The following is a 16,407-nucleotide window of genomic DNA, read 5'->3' as shown; positions in this document are numbered from 1 at the left end:
CTTCGCACGGCATGCCTCGGCCTGGCTTCGCCGAAGGATCGCTTGTGCAAGCGTTCCGGTTGCTGCCGGACTCGCAGCAATTTGAAGGCTTGAAGTGAGACATTGCCTCGCGGGAATTTCCCGGGCGCGCTTTCTTCCGGGGAGTGAATGGGGCTGTCGCAGGCTCGCCTTCACGCCCAGGTCACGCGTAACAGCCTTCCCCGGAAGGTTGCCCGATCGACATTCCCTTTGGCTCGCCGGAGAATCCCGCATGTCGCTTCGCCTTGGTCTCCTTGCCACCACCTGCCTGGCGCTGCCCTTGCTCCTCGGCCCAGGCCAGGCCGCGGCCCAGACCGTGAGCGGCCCCTATATCGGCGCCGGGGCCGGCATCAATTTCTGGCACGACCAGTCCAGCCGCGGCCTCCGGGTGCATGACGAGGATGTGGGCTATGTCGGGCTGGTGAATGTCGGCTACGGCTTCGGCAACGGCTTCCGCGCCGAGCTGGAGGGCAATTACCGCTATAGCGACATCGACACCGTCTCCGGTGCCGGGTTCCGCGGCAGCAGCGGCTATGTCCGGCAATACGGCGCCATGGCGAATGTGCTGTTCGACTTCGACCTGTCGAGCTTCGGCATCGCGCCGAACGGCATGATGCCCTATCTCGGCGGCGGCGTCGGCTATCTGTGGCGCGAGATCAGCAGCGCCAAATTCAGCGGCGGCACCTCCTCCTACCGCATCGAGGACACTGCCGGCAGCTTCGGCTACCAGGCGATCGCCGGCATTTCCTGGGGCCTCGGCGGCATGGTCCCGGGCCTCTCCTTCACCACCGAGTACCGCTATGTCGGCGCGCTGGACAGCAGCCACGACGTCACCCGCACCGCCGGGCCGGGCCTGGCCACCGTGCCGGGCAAGGTGAAGCTGGCCACCGAGAACCACAGCGTGCTGTTCGGCCTGCGCTACGTCTTCAACACGCCGCGGCCGGCGCCGGCCGTGGTGGAGCCGCCGCCCCCGCCCGCCACCGCCCGGACCTACCTGGTCTTCTTCGACTGGGATCGCGCCGACCTGACCGATCGCGCCCGGCAGATCATCGCCGAGGCGGCGGCCGCGGCGCCGCAGGTGCAGACCACCCGGATCGAGGTGGCGGGCCATGCCGACCGCTCCGGCACGCCGCAATACAACCAACGCCTGTCGCAGCGCCGCGCCGATGCGGTGGCGGCCGAGCTGGTGCGGCGGGGGATCGCCCGCGACCTGATCGCCGTCAGCGCCTATGGCGAGACCCGCCCGCTGGTCCCGACGGCCGATGGCGTGCGCGAGCCGCAGAACCGCCGCGTCGAGATCGTCCTGCGCTGATCCCCACGGCGCCGCCGGGCCTGGAGTCGCTCACGACCGGCACCTTGCACAGCCCGCCGCGGCAGAGCCGCGGCGGGACAACGGGCAGAGGCCGGGCGCCCGACGCCGGGCTGGCTGGCCGGCGCGGCGTTACCGGATGGCCAGGGCGTTGCCGGGGGAGCCGACGCCGCCGCGGAGATGCAGCGGCGCGGCGGTGAAGAACCCGGTGTAGCGGCCGCTGGCGGCGCTGTCGGCGGCCAGGGCCTCGAAATCGAAGAACTCGCCGATGACCAGGCCGAGCCGGGCGATCGCCCAGTGCAAGGTCGGCTTCCAGGGGAAATAGGGCCAGACCTCCACCGTCGGGTTGTCGGCGCAGGTGGCGGCCACCCCCTGGTCCCAGAGGAAGCCCCACATATCCTCCCCGCCGGACAGCCCGCTATAGTCCTGGCCGTTATTCGTTCCGCGCAGCAGGTGGTGACGGGCGGCAGCATCCGGCGCGGCGCGGAAGGCCTCCAGCCAGCCGGTGCGGACCAGCAGGATATCGCCCGGGCGCAGCGCCACGCCCTGCTGGGCGAGGCAGGACGCCAGCTCCTCGGCGCTGGCGGGTCGGCCCCCCAGGGGGCCCCAGTCGCGCCCCGTGGCGGCGAAGAACCGCGCCAGATCGGCCAGCACGCAGCGCCCGGCAATGCCGTGGCGCAGCGCCTTGTCGATGCCGTTGCGGCTCTCCTTCCCATGGGTGATCGCCGCCAGCGGGGCGTGGTTGTAGAAGCCGTGATAGGGGTCCGCGAAATGCGAGAGCCCGTCCCATTGCGTGCTGCCCTGCAGCCAGAAGCTGTCCAGCTTGTCGTCGCGGATCAGCCGGCCGGGCTGCTCATCGGCGATCAGCGTCGGGCTCGGGGCGGTGCGGCGGCGATGCGGGGTCTCCAGCGCCACGCCGAAGGGCTCGTCCAGCGGCAGGTTCAGGTTGAAGCGGCGGCCCTCGCGGATCTCGCCGGCGGCGGCGGCCACCGTCTCCGGGGTGATGCGGTTCAGCGTGCCGACCTCATCCTCCGGGCCCCAGACGCCCCAGGCGAGGGGCAGGCCGGATCCATCCTCGGGGCGAGGCAGCTCGGCATAGCGCGGCGGCATGGGGAAGGCCCTTCTTCTTGTGCCTGGACGTCGCCGGCGAGTGTGCGGCGCCCCGCCGGGGCCGGCAACCCGTCCCGGCCGCGGCGCCCGGCGGCAGAGGCTGGGCGCTGCCGGCCCGGGCCCTTCCGGCGCCCGCACGTCCCGTGGGCATAGCCATTCCCGTGCCTAACCCTTCGTGAAGGCTTTCCCGCTAGAGCATTTTCAAGTCCGGCGGAATCGCCGGACGACTCGGAAAATGCGAGCAAACAAAGGGCTGGAGCGGCTTCGCCGAGCGCAGGCGAGGTGAAACCGCTCTAGTGTCCCGATTCCGAAGTCCTGCGGACTTCGTTCCCGGGCCACCAGCTATTTTCTTTTCAGCGGCCTGCCTGCCCGCCCCGTTCGCTGGGGAACCCGGCGAAGGGGGCGGGCAGGACACCGGCCGGGATTGCCACCCCCTGACGGAGACGGGAAAAACTCCCGCCATGACCAATCCCATGCTGCGCTGGCTCGGCCGTGCCGAGTCCCCGGTGCCGCCTCTCCCCGCCCGCAGGCGGGAGACCTATTGCTATCTCGGCGACCACCGGGCGCTGACCGTCACCCATCGCGGCCACAAGATCTTCCTCGACACCAACGACATCGGCATGACGCCGCATATCGCGCTCGACGGGGTGTGGGAGCGGGAGGTGGAGCTGCTGCTCGGCCGGCTGCTGCGGCCGGGGGCCCGGGCGGCCGAGGTGGGCGCCAATATGGGCTACCACACCCTGGCCATGGCGGAGGCGGTGGGCGCCGCCGGCCATGTCCATGCCTTCGAGGCGAATCCGGCCGTGCTGCCCCTGCTGCGCGCCACCCTGGCGGTGAACGGCCTGGCCACCCGGGTGACGGTGCATCCGGAGGCGGCGCTGGAGGCGGAGGGGGTGGTGGAGTTCACCTCCGACCCCGCGCATATCGGCAGCGGCCATCTGGCGGTACCCGGGGAGGCGGCGAATTACTCCCGCCGCGTCAGCGTGCAGGCGGTGACGCTGGATGCCGCTTTGGCCAGGGCCGGCCCCTTCGACCTGCTGCGGATGGATGCGGAGGGAACGGAGCCCCAGGTGCTGCGCGGCGCCGCCGCGCTGCTGCGGGAAAGCCCGGACCTCGTCATCGTCACCGAATGGTCGGCGCCGATGATGGCGGTGCGCAGCGACCTGGGCGGGATGATCGGCTGGCTGGCCGAATTGGGCTTCGGCTTCTGGTGGCTGGGGGCGGAGGCACGGCTGGAGCCGGTGGCGCGCGACGCTCTGCCCGCCCTGCCGCATGGCGAGGTGGTGATCGCCCGCGCCCTGCCGCCGGCGGCCGGCGGCTGAGGCGGCGCCGGCCGCGAACGACAAAGGGCGGCCGGTCACCCCGCCGCCCTTCCACGCTTCCCGATCCTGGCCACGGCGTGCAGCCCCGCGGCCCCGACGCGCCTCGGCAGCCCTGGCGCGGACAGCCTCCTCGGCCCCGGCGCCCGGGCAAGCCGGGCCGGCGGGGGTCAGCCCTGCGGCTGCTCGTCCTCTTCCGCCGCCGCTTCCGGCTTCGGGCCGCTATCCTGGCCCTTGGCGGAGACGTCACGCTCGACCAGCTCGATCACCGCCATGTCGGCGGCGTCGCCATAGCGGATGCCGGCCTTCAGCACGCGGGTATAGCCGCCCGGCCGCGCCTTGTAGCGCTCGGCGATGGTGGTGAAGAGCTTGTCCACCACCTTCTCATCCATGAGCTGGGCGTAGGCCTGGCGCCGCGCATGCAGGCCGCCGCGCTTCCCGAGGGTGATGATGCGCTCCACATAGGGGCGCAGCTCCTTCGCCTTGGGCAGGGTGGTGGTGATCTGCTCGTGCTTCAGCAGGCTGGTCGCCATGTTGCGGAACATGGCGAGCCGATGGGTGGAGGTGACGCCGAGCTTCCGGCCGGCAATTCCGTGACGCATTGTTCTCTGTCCCTAGGGTGCCGTGCTCAGAAAGGCTCTTCCAGCTTCTTCGCCAGGTCTTCGATGTTCTCCGGCGGCCAGCCGGTGACCGTCATGCCGAGGCCGAGACCCATGGAGGCGAGGACCTCCTTGATCTCGTTCAGCGATTTGCGGCCGAAATTCGGGGTGCGGAGCATCTCCTGCTCGGTCTTCTGCACCAGGTCGCCGATATAGACGATGTTGTCGTTCTTCAGGCAATTGGCGCTGCGGACCGAGAGTTCGAGCTCGTCCACCTTGCGCAGCAGGTTGCGGTTGAAGGGCAGGTCGTCCCGCTCCTCCTCCACCTTGCGCTCGCGCGGCTCGTCGAAATTGATGAAGAGCTGGAGCTGGTCCTGCAGGATGCGGGCGGCGAGCGCCACCGCATCCTCCGGCGCCACGGTACCGTCGGTCTCGAGGTTGATGACCAGCTTGTCGTAGTCGGTCACCTGGCCGACGCGGGTCGGCTCCACCCGGTAGGCCACGCGGCGCACCGGGGAGTAGATGGCGTCCACCGGGATGAGGCCGATCGGCGCATCCTCCGGCCGGTTCATCGCCGCGGGGACGTAGCCCTTGCCAGTGCCGACCGTCAGCTCCATGGAGAGCTTCGCGCCGTCATCCAGGGTGCAGATGACGAGATCGGGGTTGGCGATCTCGATATCGCCGGTGGTCTGGATCTGGCCGGCGGTCACCTCGCCCGGGCCGGTGGCGGTGAGGGCGAGGCGCTTCGGCCCCTCCCCCTGCATCCGGATGGCGAGCTGCTTCACATTGAGGACGAGGTCGGTCACATCCTCCCGCACGCCCTGGATGCTGCTGAATTCATGCAGCACGCCATCGATGCGGATGGCGGTCACCGCCGCGCCCTGCAGGGAGGACAGCAGCACGCGGCGCAGCGCATTGCCGAGCGTCATGCCGAAGCCACGCTCCAGCGGCTCGGCCACGATGGTCGCCACGCGCTCGGGGTCCGACCCGACCTCCACGCCCAGCTTCTCCGGGCGAATCAGCGACCGCCAATTCCTCTCGATCACGTCCTGTCTCCTCATCGCCCCGAAGCTGCGCCGACCCTGAGCTGTGCTGTTGCCGGCGCAATGCGGCCGCATCTCAGGCGCGGCCGCGCTCGCACGTCTCAGACGCGGCGGCGCTTCCGGGGGCGGCAGCCATTGTGGGGGATGGGCGTCACGTCGCGGATGGCGGTGACGTAGAAGCCCACCGCCTGCAGCGCGCGCAGCGCCGATTCACGACCCGAGCCGGGACCGCTCACCATGATCTCGAGCGTCTCCATCCCGTGCTCGCGGGCCTTGCGGCCGGCGTCTTCCGCGGCGACCTGGGCGGCGTAGGGGGTGGATTTCCGGCTGCCCTTGAAGCCCTGGCTGCCGGAGGAGGACCAGGCAATGGCGTTGCCCTGGGCATCCGTGATGGTGACGATGGTGTTGTTGAAGGAGGCGAGGACATGCGCCACGCCGGAAGAGATGTTCTTCCGTTCCTTCTTGCGGGGGGCGCGGGCGCCGCCGCGGGGTTCGCGGGCCATCTTACTTCGTCACCTTCTTCTTGCCGGCAATCGCCACCGCCTTGCCCTTGCGGGTGCGGGCATTGGTGTGGGTGCGCTGGCCGCGCACGGGCAGGCCGCGGCGGTGGCGCAGGCCGCGGTAGCAGGCCATGTCCATCAGCCGCTTGATGTTCATCGCCACTTCGCGGCGGAGGTCGCCTTCCACGCGGTATTCGCGGTCGATCAGCTCACGGATGCGGAGGATCTCCTCATCGGTGAGCTGGTTGACCCGGCGTTCCTCCGGGATGTTCAGCGCCTTGCAGATATCGACCGCGTTCTTCGGCCCGATGCCGTAGATGTACCGCAGCGAGATCGGAACCCGCTTGTTCGTGGGAATGTTGACACCGGCGATGCGCGCCACTGCTCAGCTCCTGGGGCCCCGGCCCCTGCTTTCGCCCCCCCGGAGCGGCCCTGAAGCCGCGGCCCGGAAAGCGTCCTGACGAAACCCTGGACCACCCTGCCCCGGCCCTGCTGCCGGCGCCTTGCGGCCCCACTCTCCCCGGTCCCGGGGTCCCTGGCCCGGCCCCCAGGCCTTCAGGCCCAACCCTTCCGGGCCGCTGGGCGGCCGTACCGCCGCGGGGAGCGACGTGACGGAGCCAGCTTTGAAACGGCTGCACGCGCGAACGGGCCGCCCGATGACGAGCGCCCGGTCCGCGGGAGGCGCGGACTATACCGGCGGAACCCCTTGCGTCAAGCCCGGAAACATGGGGTTCAGCCCTTTCCCGGCGGCGGGCCGAGGATGGCGGCGATCTGCTTCCCCACCTCCCCCATCTCCGCCATGCCGTCCACGACGCGGAGGATGCCCTTGGCGGCGTAATAGGGCAGCAGCGGAGCGGTCTGGCGGTGATAGGCCTCCAGCCGCGCTGCCACCGTCTCCGCCTTGTCATCGGCGCGGCGGGTGAATTCCGTGCTGCCGCAGACGTCGCAGACCCCCGGCTTGGCCGGCTGCTTGAAGCGGTCGTGGTAGCCCTCGCCGCATCTGGCGCAGGTGAAGCGGCCGGAAATCCGCTCCACCAGGGCAGCGTCATCCACCTGCAGCTCGATCACGTGGTCGAGCGGCATGGATTTCTCCCGCAGCATCAGGTCCAGCGCCTCGGCCTGCGGCACGGTGCGGGGGAAGCCGTCCAGGATGAAGCCCTGCGCCACATCCGGCTGCGCCACCCGGGCGCCCAGCATGGCGATGATGATGGCGTCCGGCACCAGCTCACCGCGCTCCATGATCGCCCGGGCCTGCTGGCCGATCTCGCTGCCGGACTTCACCTCGGCCCGCAGCATGTCGCCGGTCGAGATCTGCTTCAGCCCGTAGCGCTCTTCCAGCCGCTTGGCCTGGGTTCCCTTCCCGGCCCCGGGCGGGCCCAGCAGGATCAGCTTCATGCGTCTCTCTCCTCGCGGCCGTTACCGGGGCCGCGGCGCGCCGCGGCCGCCGAGACGCGATTTCCGGATCAGCCCCTCATATTGATGGGCGAAGAGGTGCGACTGCACCTGCGCCACTGTATCCATCGTAACCGAGACGATGATGAGCAGCGAAGTGCCGCCGAAATAAAAGGGTACGCCGTAATGGCTGATCAGCAGCTCAGGCAGCAGGCAGACCAGGCAGAGATAGAGGGCGCCGATGGCGGTCAGCCGCGTCAGCACCCGGTCGAAGTAATCGGCGGTGTTCTGGCCGGGCCGGATGCCGGGGACGAAGCCGCCATACTTCTTGAGGTTGTCCGCCGTCTCCACCGGGTTGAACACCACCGCGGTGTAGAAGAAGGCGAAGAAGATGATCAGCGCCACATAGAGCGCCATGTAGAGCGGCTGGCCATGCGCCAGCAGGTTGGTGACCGAGGTCAGCCAGCCCTCGGCATTCGGGTCGCCGGAGAAGCCGGCGATGGTCGCCGGCAGCAGCAGCAGGGAAGAGGCGAAGATCGGCGGGATGACGCCGGCGGTGTTCAGCTTCAGCGGCAGATGGGTGCTCTCGCCGCCGAACATGCGGTTGCCCACCTGGCGCTTCGGGTATTGCACCGGGATGCGGCGCTGGGCGCGCTCGATGAACACCACCAGCGCAATGACGCCGAGCGCGATCGCCAGGAAGACGATGATGAAGATGGTGGAGAGGGCGCCGGTGCGGCCCAGCTCCAGCGTCGCCACCAGCGCATGCGGCAGGTTGGCCACGATGCCGGCGAAGATGATGAGGGAGATGCCGTTGCCGACGCCGCGGGCGGTGATCTGCTCGCCTAGCCACATCAGGAACATGGTCCCGCCGACCAGGGTGATGACGCAGGAGAGGCGGAAGAACCATCCCGGGTCATGCACCGCGGGGCCGAAACTGCCCCGCATCCCCTCTAGCCCCACGGCGATGCCCCAGGCCTGGAAGACGGCGATGAGGACGGTGAGATAGCGGGTGTACTGGTTCAGCTTCTTCCGCCCGGCCTCGCCCTCCTTCTTCAGGGCCTCGAGGCTCGGCACCGCCGCCGTCATCAACTGGACGATGATGGAGGCGGAGATGTAGGGCATGATGTTCAGCGCGAACACCGTCATGCGCCCCAGGGCGCCGCCGGTGAACATGTCGAACATGCCGAGGATGCCGCCGCCATGCTGCGCCAGCAGCTCGCCCATCACCGCGGCATCGATGCCCGGCACCGGCACATAGGTGCCGATGCGGTAGACGATGAGCGCGCCGAGGGTGAACCAGATGCGCTTCTTGAGCTCGGTGGCCTTGGACAGGACGCCGAGGTTGAGATTGGCCGCAAGCTGTTCGGCGGCGGAGGCCATGGACCCGAAACCCTCCTCACGGAAGCGGCGCCACCGTCCGAGGGAAAAGCCCCCGGCCGTGGCGCCGCTGCCACGCACGCTGCTTAGGTAGCTGCCGCCCTGCCGGGCGGCAAGCTTTCCGCCCCGGGCTTTACGCGCGGGATCTTATGCCTCTGCGGCCGGCTCGGCCGCCGGGGCGGCGGTGACGGTGACGCTGCCGCCCGCCGCCTGCACCGCGGCGATGGCGGCGGCGGAGGCACCGGAGACGGTGAGGGTCAGCGGCTTGGACAGGCTGCCCTTGGCCAGCAGCCGCACGCCCGCCAGCTTGGCGCTGCTGCGCACCAGCCCGGCCGCCTGCAGCGCCGCCTCGTCCAGCGCCGCGCCGGCTTCCAGCTTGCCGCTCTCGATCGCCTTCTCCAGCGTGCCGAGATTGAGCGGGGCATATTCCTTGCGGAACGGGTTGACGAAGCCCCGCTTCGGCAGGCGGCGATAGATCGGGAGCTGACCGCCCTCGAACCCGTTCAGCGCCACGCCTTCACGGGCCTTCTGGCCCTTCACGCCCTTGCCGGAGGTCTTGCCCTTGCCGGAGCCGATGCCCCGGCCCAGGCGCTTGGCCTTGTAGCGCGCGCCCGGATTGTCGCGGATCTCATTCAGTTTCATGGCTTTGCTTCCGTGGCAAGCCGGCCGATTCCCGCCTCCGGGCCTTGCGGCCCTCCGGCGATCGGACGGCTAGTCCCCCACCTTCACCAGATGGGCGACCTTGCGGATCATGCCGCGGACCGCCGGAGTATCCTCCAACTCCCGCGACCGGTGCAGCTTGTTCAGGCCGAGGCCGATCAGCGTCTCCCGCTGGCCGGGCTTGCGCCCGATGGGGGAGCCGATCTGCGTGACCTTCACGGTGGGCTTCTGCTCAGACATTGGTCGCCTCCGCCGCCGGAGCCTCGGGCGCCTGGTCCTTGCGCGGGCCGAGCAGGTCGGAGACCTTCTTGCCGCGCCGCGCCGCCACCGCCCGGGGGGAGGTGCTGCGCTGCAGCGCCGCGAAGGTCGCCTTGATCATGTTGTGCGGGTTGGTCGAGCCGGTGCATTTGGCGACGACATCGCCCATGCCCAGCGTCTCGAACACCGCGCGCATCGGGCCGCCGGCGATGATGCCGGTGCCGGCCGGCGCCGCGCGCAGCGTCACCTGCCCGGCGCCGAACTCGCCGATGACGTCATGGTGCAGGGTGCGGCCTTCCCGCATCGGAACGCGGATCATGGTGCGCTTGGCCTGTTCGGTCGCCTTGCGGATGGCTTCCGGCACTTCGCGCGCCTTGCCCGCGCCCCAGCCGACGCGGCCCTTCTGGTCGCCGACGACGACCAGGGCCGCGAAGCTGAAGCGACGGCCGCCCTTCACCACCTTTGCGACGCGGTTGATGGTGACGAGCTTGTCCTTCAGCTCATCGCCTTCCTGCCGCTCCTGGCGGTTCTCGCGCTCGCGGTCACCACGGCGCCCACGGCCACGACGCTCGCCGTCGCCGCCATGCTCGCCGCCACCGCCATGGGGGGTACGTGCCATCTGTGCGATCCTCAGAAGGACAGGCCGCCCTCACGGGCGGCGTCCGCCAGGGCTTTCACCCGGCCGTGGTAGAGATAGGGCCCGCGGTCGAACACCACGAGGGTGATGCCGGCGGCGAGGGCGCGTTCCGCCACCCGCTTGCCGACCACGCTCGCCGCGTCCTTGTCCGCGCCGGTCTTCAGGCTCTCCCGCAGCTCCTTCTCGAGGGAGGAGGCGGCGGCCAGGGTGCGGCCCTGCGCATCGTCGATGATCTGCGCATAGATATGCTTGCCGGAGCGGAAAATGGAGAGCCGCGGCCGGCCCCCCGATTTCTGCCGAAGCTGGTAGCGCAGCCGGGAGCGCCGGCGCGTCTGCAAATCGAGCTTCTTCGCCATTACTTCTTCTTACCCTCCTTCCGGAGGATCTGCTCGTTGTCGTAGCGGACGCCCTTGCCCTTGTAGGGTTCGGGGCCGCGATAGGCGCGGATCTCGGCGGCCACCTGGCCGACCACCTGCTTGTCCGCCCCGCTGACCTTCACCGCCGTCGGCCGCTCGCAGACGATGGTGATGCCGGCCGGGATCGGATAGCGGATCTCGTGGCTGTAGCCGAGATTGAGCACCAGCTCCTTGCCCTGCACCGCGGCGCGGTAGCCCGTGCCGGTGATCTCCATGGACTTGGTGAAGCCCGAGGAGACGCCGATGCACATGCCGTTGATGAGGCTGCGGGTGGTACCCCACATGGTGCGGGACCGGCGATCATCCCGGCGCGGCTTCACCGCCACCTGGTTGTCCGCGATCTCCACATCCACCTCATCCGTCAGATCGAGCTTCAGCTCGCCCAACTTGCCCTTGGCCACCACGGTCCGGCCCTGCAGCGCCACCTGGACGCCGGCGGGCACCGGGACGGGATATTTGCCGACGCGCGACATGCTCTCTCCCTCCCTCAGAACACGCGGCAGAGGACCTCGCCGCCGACATTGGCAGCGCGGGCCTCATTGTCGCTCATCACGCCACGGGGCGTGGAGAGGATGGAGATGCCGAGGCCGTTGTAGAACTTCGGCAGCTCCTTGATCTTGCTGTACACGCGGCGGCCGGGCTTGGAGACGCGGGTGATCTCCTTGATGGCCGGCTCGCCTTCCGAGTACTTCAGCTCGATCTCGATATTGCGGATGCCGGGGCGCAGCTCCTCCACGCGCCAGGCGCGGATATAGCCCTCCCGCTTCAGCACCTCGAGGACGTCGGTGCGGAGCCGCGAGGCGGGCGCCACGCAACGGCTCTGCCGCGCCGCCTGGGCGTTGCGGATGCGGGTGAGGAGATCCCCGAGCGGATCGGACAGCGACATGCTGCGCGCGCTCCCTTACCAGCTTGCCTTGGTCACGCCGGGGATCTGGCCATTATTGGCCAGGTCCCGCAGCATGTTCCGGCTGAGCTTGAACTTGCGGTAATTGCCACGCGGGCGGCCGGTCAGCTCGCAGCGCAGACGGACGCGCACCTTGGCGCCGTTGCGCGGAAGCTGGGCGAGTTTCAGCGTCGCCTCGAACCGGTCCTCGACCGGCAGGCTGCGATCCATCACCACCGCCTTCAGCGCAGCGCGCTTGTCGCCATGCAGCTTGGAGAGCTGCTCGCGCCGCTTGTTCTTCTCCACTGCCGAAGTCTTGGCCATGCGATTCTATCCTCCGGAACCTGCCCGGCAGGCCGGGCGGTTTTCCAAGATCAATTCTGGAAGGGAAGCTGGAACGCCTTGAGCAGCGCCTTCGCTTCCTTGTCGGTCTTCGCCGTGGTGACGAACTGGATGTCCATCCCGCGCACCGTGTCCACCCGGTCGTAGTTGATCTCGGGGAAGACGATCTGCTCCTTCAGCCCCATGGCGTAGTTGCCACGGCCATCGAAGCCCCGGTTGCCCGGGATGCCGCGGAAGTCCCGCACCCGCGGCAGGGCGATGGTGACGAGCCGGTCGAGGAACTCGTACATCCGCGCCTTGCGCAGCGTCACCTTGCAGCCGATCTGCTGGCCGGCGCGGATCTTGAAGCCGGCGATCGCCTTCTTCGCCTTGGTCCGCACCGGCTTCTGGCCGGAGATCGCCGTCAGATCCGCCACCGCGGCGTCGAGCTTCTTCTGGTCGCCCGCCGCCTCGCCGACACCCATGTTGATGACGATCTTCTCGAGCTTCGGCACTTCCATCGGGTTCTTGTACCCGAATTCCTTCACCAGCTCGGCCCGCACCACCTCGGCATAGTAGGCGGCCAGGCGCGGCTTCTCGCCCGGCGACGCCGCAGCCTTGCCGGCCGCCGCCGCGATCTGCGTGCCGCCGCTGCGGCCTTCCTCGCGCCCGCTCTCGGCGGGCTTCTTGGCGGCGCCCTTCGGCCCGCCCTTCTTCGAATCGCTCATGCGTCAAGCACCTCGCCGGAGGGCTTCGCCACGCGCACCTTCCGGCCATCCTCCAGGATGCGGAAGCCGACGCGGGTGGCCTTGCCGGTCTTCGGATCGATCAGCGCCAGGTTAGAGAGGTGGATCGCCGCCTCCTTCTCCACGATCCCGCCCGGCTGGTTCATGCCGGTCGGCTTCTGGTGGCGCTTCACGATGTTCACGCCCTGCACCAGCGCGCGCGTCTCATCCGGGCGCACCGCCAGCACTTCCCCACGCTTGCCCTTGTCGCGACCGGTCAGCACCTCGACCGTGTCGCCCTTCTTGATCTTCGCGGCCATGGCCTACAGGACCTCCGGCGCCAGCGAGATGATCTTCATGTACTTCCGCGCCCGCAGCTCGCGCACCACCGGGCCGAAGATGCGGGTGCCGATCGGCTCGCCCTGCTTGTTGATCAGCACGGCGGCGTTGTTGTCGAAGCGGATCGCCGTGCCATCGATGCGCCGCACCGGGTAGGCGGTGCGGACGATGACGGCGCGATGCACCTCGCCCTTCTTCACCTTGGCACGCGGAATCGCCTCCTTCACGGAAACGACGATGACATCGCCGACCGAAGCCGTCTTCCGCTTCGAGCCGCCGAGCACCTTGATGCACTGCACGCGACGCGCGCCGGAATTGTCGGCGACGTCCAGATTGGCTTCGACCCCGATCACGACGCCACCGCCTCAGCCGGCGCGGCGACCGGCGCACCGTTCCGCTGGACCACGGTCCAGGCCTTGCGCTTCGAGATCGGCGGGCATTCCTCGATCTGCACGACATCGCCTTCCTTGCACAGGTTGGCCTCGTCATGCGCCGCATACTTCTTCGAGCGCTTGATGAACTTCTTGTAGAGCGGATGCATCACGCGACGCTCGACAAGGACGGTGACCGTCTTGTCCATCTTGTCGCTGACCACCCGGCCCGTGAGGACGCGCTTCGGCATTGCCGCCGGTCTCCCCTTAAGCCTTGGGTTGAGAAGCTGCCGAGCGCTTCCGCTCGTGCAGGACGAATTTGATGCGGGCGATGTCGCGCCGCACCGCCTTGATGCGGCCCGTCGCCTCGAGTTGGCCGGTCGCCCGCTGGAAGCGCAGGTTGAACTGCTCCTTCCGCAGGTCGAGAAGCTGCGTCTGCAGCTCGTCCGGCGTCTTCGCGCGGATATCGACGATCTTGGTCATAACCTTCAGGCCTCCCCGCCGAGGCGGGCGACGATCTTGGTGCGGATCGGCAGCTTGGCCGCGCCGAGGGTCAGCGCTTCCCGCGCCGTCTCGGTGGAGACGCCGTCGATCTCGAACATGACGCGGCCCGGCTTGATCCGCGCCACCCAGTATTCCGGCGCGCCCTTGCCGGAGCCCATGCGGACCTCGGCCGGCTTGGTCGAGACCGGCACATCCGGGAAGATGCGGATCCAGACGCGGCCCTGGCGCTTCATGGCGCGGGTGATCGCGCGGCGCGCCGCCTCGATCTGCCGCGCCGTGACGCGCTCCGGCTCCAGCGCCTTCAGGCCGAAGCCACCGAAGGACAGCGAGAAGCCGCCCTTGGCCAGGCCCTTGATGCGGCCCTTATGGGCCTTGCGAAATTTCGTGCGCTTAGGCTGCAGCATGATCCCAATTCCTCAGCGCTGCGGCGCCTGCTCGGCGGCGCGCTTGTCCTGCGCCAGCGGGTCATGCGCCAGAATCTCACCCTTGAAGATCCAGACCTTCACGCCGCAGGTGCCGTAAGTCGTCTTCGCCGTCGCCACGCCGAAATCGATATCTGCGCGCAGCGTGTGCAGCGGCACCCGCCCCTCGCGGTACCACTCCATCCGCGCGATCTCCGCCCCGCCCAGCCGGCCAGAGCAATTGATTCGGATCCCGCCGGCACCCAGCCGCATGGCGGATTGCACGGCGCGCTTCATCGCGCGACGGAAAGCCACGCGGCGCTCGAGCTGCTGCGCGATGTTCTCGGCCACCAGCGTCGCGTCGATCTCGGGCTTCCGGATCTCCACGATGTTCAGCGCCACTTCGGCACCGGCCAGCTTGGCCATGTCCTTGCGCAGATTCTCGATATCGGCGCCCTTCTTGCCGATGACGACGCCAGGACGCGCGGCATGGATCGTCACCCGCGGCTTCTTCGCCGGACGCTCGATCACCACGCGGCTGACACCCGCACCCTTCAGCCGGGTGCGCAGCGTGTCGCGCAGCTTCAGGTCCTCGTGCAGCAGCTTCGAGTAGTCGCCATCGGCGAACCAGCGGCTGTCCCAGGTGCGGTTGATGCCGAGCCGGAAGCCGACCGGATTGACCTTGTGACCCATGTTACGCGGCCTCCCGCTCTGCCGCCGGCGCGGCCTGCTGCTCCGCCACCACGATAGTGAGGTGGCTGAACCACTTCTCCACCCGGGCGGCGCGGCCACGGCCCCGCGCCATGAAGCGCTTCATCACCTGGCTGCGCCCCACCTCCACGCGCGAGACCACGAGCTGATCAACATCGAGCTGGTGGTTGTTCTCGGCGTTGGCGATGGCGCTTTCCAGCGTCTTCTTCACCGTCTGGGCGATGCGGCGCTTGCTGAAGGCCAGCGTCGCGATCGCGTCCTGCGCCCGGCGGCCGCGGATAAGGCCGGCCGCCAAGTTCAGCTTGCGCGGAGACACGCGGATGTTCCGCGTCACCGCCTGGGCCTCGGTTTCGGCGAGGCTGCGCTCATGCTTCGGCTTGCTCATCTCAGCCCCGCTTCGCCTTCTTGTCGGACGAATGTCCGGTGAAGGTCCGCGTCGGCGAGAACTCACCGAATTTGTGGCCGACCATGTTCTCGTTCACCTGCACCGGGATGAACTTCTTCCCGTTGTAGACGCCAAAGGTCAGGCCGACGAACTGCGGCAGGATGGTGCTGCGGCGCGACCAGATCTTGATGATCTCGTTCCGCGTCGAAGCCCGTGCGGCCTCCGCCTTGTTCAGCAGGTAGCCGTCCACGAACGGCCCCTTCCATACGCTCCGCGGCATCGCGCTCAGCCCTTCGTCGCGTGGCGGCGCCGGACGATGAGCCGGTCGGTCCGCTTGTTGTTGCGCGTCTTCGCGCCCTTGGTCGGCTTGCCCCAGGGCGTGACCGGATGACGGCCGCCGCTGGTGCGCCCCTCACCACCGCCATGCGGGTGGTCGACCGGGTTCATCACCACGCCGCGGTTGTGCGGGCGGCGGCCCAGCCAGCGGGAACGACCGGCTTTGCCGATCTGCTGGTTGGAATTGTCCGGGTTGGAGACCGCGCCGACGGTCGCCATGCACTCGGCCCGCACCGTCCGCAGCTCGCCGGACATCAGCTTGATCTGCGCATAGCCGGCATCCTTGCCGACGAGCTGCACATAGGTGCCCGCCGCGCGCGCGATCTTGCCGCCCGCACCGGGCTTCAGCTCGACGTTATGGACGATCGTCCCGACCGGAATCGCGCCCAGCGGCATCGCATTGCCCGGCTTGATGTCGGCACGGTCGCCGGCGATCACCGCGTCGCCGGCCTTCAGCCGCTGCGGCGCGAGGATATAGGCCAGCTCGCCATCCTGGTACTTCAGGAGCGCGATCCAGGCGGTACGGTTCGGGTCATACTCCAGCCGCTCGACCACCGCCGGCACGTTGAACTTCGCGCGGCGCTTGAAGTCCACGATGCGGTAGGTCTGCTTGTGTCCGCCGCCGCGGAACCGGACCGTGGTGCGGCCATGGTTGTTGCGCCCGCCGGAGGAATGCTTGCCCTCCGTCAGGCCCTTGACTGGCGCGCCCTTCCACAGCTCGTTGCGCTTCACCAGGATGGTGCCGCGCAGGCTCGGCGTGACGGGATTGAAGCTCTTCAGTGCCATGGCG

General features: G+C 69.0%; 26 protein-coding genes. 2 read left to right on the top strand and 24 right to left on the bottom strand.

Features of this window, described 5'->3' with window-relative positions; genetic code table 11:
* Positions 1–250: 250 nt before the first annotated feature.
* On the top strand, positions 251–1,330 hold the full coding sequence (locus E5N76_RS04885; protein WP_149536188.1) for an OmpA family protein: 1,080 nt from the start codon (positions 251–253) through the stop codon (positions 1,328–1,330).
* Between the two features lie 129 nt (positions 1,331–1,459).
* Here E5N76_RS04885 and E5N76_RS04880 read toward each other — a convergent pair whose 3' ends face one another.
* Positions 1,460–2,437, bottom strand: a complete 978-nt coding sequence (locus tag E5N76_RS04880) for a cyclase family protein (protein WP_149536187.1) — start codon at positions 2,435–2,437, stop codon at positions 1,460–1,462.
* Between the two features lie 461 nt (positions 2,438–2,898).
* Between E5N76_RS04880 and E5N76_RS04875 the strand changes: the two genes are divergently transcribed.
* Positions 2,899–3,759 (top strand): FkbM family methyltransferase, encoded by an 861-nt coding sequence (locus E5N76_RS04875; RefSeq protein ID WP_149536186.1) that lies wholly within the window; start codon positions 2,899–2,901, stop codon positions 3,757–3,759.
* A 167-nt stretch (positions 3,760–3,926) separates the two neighbouring features.
* On the opposite strand, the gene rplQ is transcribed toward E5N76_RS04875, so the two are convergent.
* The 23 genes from rplQ to rplB all read right to left on the bottom strand — a co-directional run bounded on the left by rplQ (position 3,927) and on the right by rplB (position 16,403).
* Entirely contained in the window at positions 3,927–4,358 is a 432-nt protein-coding gene (rplQ, locus tag E5N76_RS04870) for a 50S ribosomal protein L17 (protein WP_149536185.1), read from the bottom strand.
* Between the two features lie 26 nt (positions 4,359–4,384).
* The gene (locus tag E5N76_RS04865) at positions 4,385–5,416 is read right to left on the bottom strand and encodes a DNA-directed RNA polymerase subunit alpha (RefSeq protein ID WP_149536184.1); all 1,032 of its coding nucleotides are present in this window, start codon (positions 5,414–5,416) and stop codon (positions 4,385–4,387) included.
* An 83-nt stretch (positions 5,417–5,499) separates the two neighbouring features.
* Positions 5,500–5,901: a 30S ribosomal protein S11 gene (gene rpsK, locus E5N76_RS04860; protein WP_149536183.1), complete on the bottom strand. Its 402-nt coding sequence runs from the start codon at positions 5,899–5,901 to the stop codon at positions 5,500–5,502.
* 1 nt (position 5,902) lies between these two features.
* Positions 5,903–6,280 carry a 30S ribosomal protein S13 gene (rpsM, locus tag E5N76_RS04855; RefSeq protein WP_149536182.1) on the bottom strand — a complete coding sequence of 126 codons (378 nt, stop codon included), beginning with the start codon at positions 6,278–6,280 and terminating at the stop codon, positions 5,903–5,905.
* Positions 6,281–6,630: 350 nt separating this feature from the next.
* Positions 6,631–7,293, bottom strand: a complete 663-nt coding sequence (locus tag E5N76_RS04850; RefSeq protein WP_149536181.1) for an adenylate kinase — start codon at positions 7,291–7,293, stop codon at positions 6,631–6,633.
* A 21-nt stretch (positions 7,294–7,314) separates the two neighbouring features.
* Positions 7,315–8,673 (bottom strand): preprotein translocase subunit SecY, encoded by a 1,359-nt coding sequence (gene secY / locus E5N76_RS04845; protein WP_149536180.1) that lies wholly within the window; start codon positions 8,671–8,673, stop codon positions 7,315–7,317.
* Between the two features lie 144 nt (positions 8,674–8,817).
* Positions 8,818–9,312, bottom strand: a complete 495-nt coding sequence (rplO, locus tag E5N76_RS04840; RefSeq protein WP_149536179.1) for a 50S ribosomal protein L15 — start codon at positions 9,310–9,312, stop codon at positions 8,818–8,820.
* Positions 9,313–9,381: 69 nt separating this feature from the next.
* The gene (gene rpmD, locus E5N76_RS04835; RefSeq protein ID WP_149536178.1) at positions 9,382–9,570 is read right to left on the bottom strand and encodes a 50S ribosomal protein L30; all 189 of its coding nucleotides are present in this window, start codon (positions 9,568–9,570) and stop codon (positions 9,382–9,384) included.
* Positions 9,563–10,207 carry a 30S ribosomal protein S5 gene (gene rpsE / locus E5N76_RS04830; protein ID WP_149536177.1) on the bottom strand — a complete coding sequence of 215 codons (645 nt, stop codon included), beginning with the start codon at positions 10,205–10,207 and terminating at the stop codon, positions 9,563–9,565. Before rpsE ends, rpmD begins: the two co-directional genes overlap by 8 nt.
* 11 nt (positions 10,208–10,218) lie before the next feature.
* Entirely contained in the window at positions 10,219–10,581 is a 363-nt protein-coding gene (rplR, locus tag E5N76_RS04825) for a 50S ribosomal protein L18 (RefSeq protein ID WP_149536176.1), read from the bottom strand.
* Positions 10,581–11,114: a 50S ribosomal protein L6 gene (gene rplF, locus E5N76_RS04820; RefSeq protein ID WP_149536175.1), complete on the bottom strand. Its 534-nt coding sequence runs from the start codon at positions 11,112–11,114 to the stop codon at positions 10,581–10,583. Before rplF ends, rplR begins: the two co-directional genes overlap by 1 nt.
* A 14-nt stretch (positions 11,115–11,128) precedes the next feature.
* On the bottom strand, positions 11,129–11,527 hold the full coding sequence (gene rpsH / locus E5N76_RS04815) for a 30S ribosomal protein S8 (protein ID WP_149536174.1): 399 nt from the start codon (positions 11,525–11,527) through the stop codon (positions 11,129–11,131).
* 15 nt (positions 11,528–11,542) lie between these two features.
* The gene (rpsN, locus tag E5N76_RS04810; protein ID WP_149536173.1) at positions 11,543–11,848 is read right to left on the bottom strand and encodes a 30S ribosomal protein S14; all 306 of its coding nucleotides are present in this window, start codon (positions 11,846–11,848) and stop codon (positions 11,543–11,545) included.
* A gap of 50 nt (positions 11,849–11,898) precedes the next feature.
* Positions 11,899–12,573: a 50S ribosomal protein L5 gene (gene rplE / locus E5N76_RS04805; RefSeq protein ID WP_149536172.1), complete on the bottom strand. Its 675-nt coding sequence runs from the start codon at positions 12,571–12,573 to the stop codon at positions 11,899–11,901.
* A complete protein-coding gene (rplX, locus tag E5N76_RS04800) occupies positions 12,570–12,890 on the bottom strand; it encodes a 50S ribosomal protein L24 (protein WP_149536171.1) in 321 nt (106 codons plus the stop codon). Before rplX ends, rplE begins: the two co-directional genes overlap by 4 nt.
* 3 nt (positions 12,891–12,893) lie before the next feature.
* Positions 12,894–13,262: a 50S ribosomal protein L14 gene (gene rplN, locus E5N76_RS04795; RefSeq protein ID WP_043364848.1), complete on the bottom strand. Its 369-nt coding sequence runs from the start codon at positions 13,260–13,262 to the stop codon at positions 12,894–12,896.
* A complete protein-coding gene (gene rpsQ, locus E5N76_RS04790) occupies positions 13,259–13,531 on the bottom strand; it encodes a 30S ribosomal protein S17 (RefSeq protein WP_149536170.1) in 273 nt (90 codons plus the stop codon). The genes rplN and rpsQ overlap by 4 nt, the downstream gene beginning before the upstream one ends.
* A gap of 16 nt (positions 13,532–13,547) precedes the next feature.
* A complete protein-coding gene (gene rpmC / locus E5N76_RS04785; protein ID WP_149536169.1) occupies positions 13,548–13,763 on the bottom strand; it encodes a 50S ribosomal protein L29 in 216 nt (71 codons plus the stop codon).
* 5 nt (positions 13,764–13,768) lie between these two features.
* A complete protein-coding gene (rplP, locus tag E5N76_RS04780; protein ID WP_149536168.1) occupies positions 13,769–14,188 on the bottom strand; it encodes a 50S ribosomal protein L16 in 420 nt (139 codons plus the stop codon).
* A gap of 12 nt (positions 14,189–14,200) precedes the next feature.
* Positions 14,201–14,878: a 30S ribosomal protein S3 gene (rpsC, locus tag E5N76_RS04775; RefSeq protein ID WP_149536167.1), complete on the bottom strand. Its 678-nt coding sequence runs from the start codon at positions 14,876–14,878 to the stop codon at positions 14,201–14,203.
* A gap of 1 nt (position 14,879) precedes the next feature.
* Positions 14,880–15,281, bottom strand: coding sequence for a 50S ribosomal protein L22 (gene rplV, locus E5N76_RS04770; protein ID WP_149536166.1), 402 nt, complete (start codon positions 15,279–15,281; stop codon positions 14,880–14,882).
* A gap of 1 nt (position 15,282) precedes the next feature.
* A complete protein-coding gene (gene rpsS, locus E5N76_RS04765) occupies positions 15,283–15,561 on the bottom strand; it encodes a 30S ribosomal protein S19 (RefSeq protein WP_149536165.1) in 279 nt (92 codons plus the stop codon).
* A gap of 5 nt (positions 15,562–15,566) precedes the next feature.
* Positions 15,567–16,403, bottom strand: a complete 837-nt coding sequence (rplB, locus tag E5N76_RS04760; protein WP_149536503.1) for a 50S ribosomal protein L2 — start codon at positions 16,401–16,403, stop codon at positions 15,567–15,569.
* Between the last annotated feature and the right edge of the window lie 4 nt (positions 16,404–16,407).

Origin of the sequence: Siccirubricoccus phaeus (genome assembly GCF_008360935.1) — a bacterium.
Taxonomy (GTDB): Bacteria; Pseudomonadota; Alphaproteobacteria; order Acetobacterales; family Acetobacteraceae; genus Siccirubricoccus; species Siccirubricoccus phaeus.
This window is presented reverse-complemented; position numbering and strand designations above follow the sequence as displayed.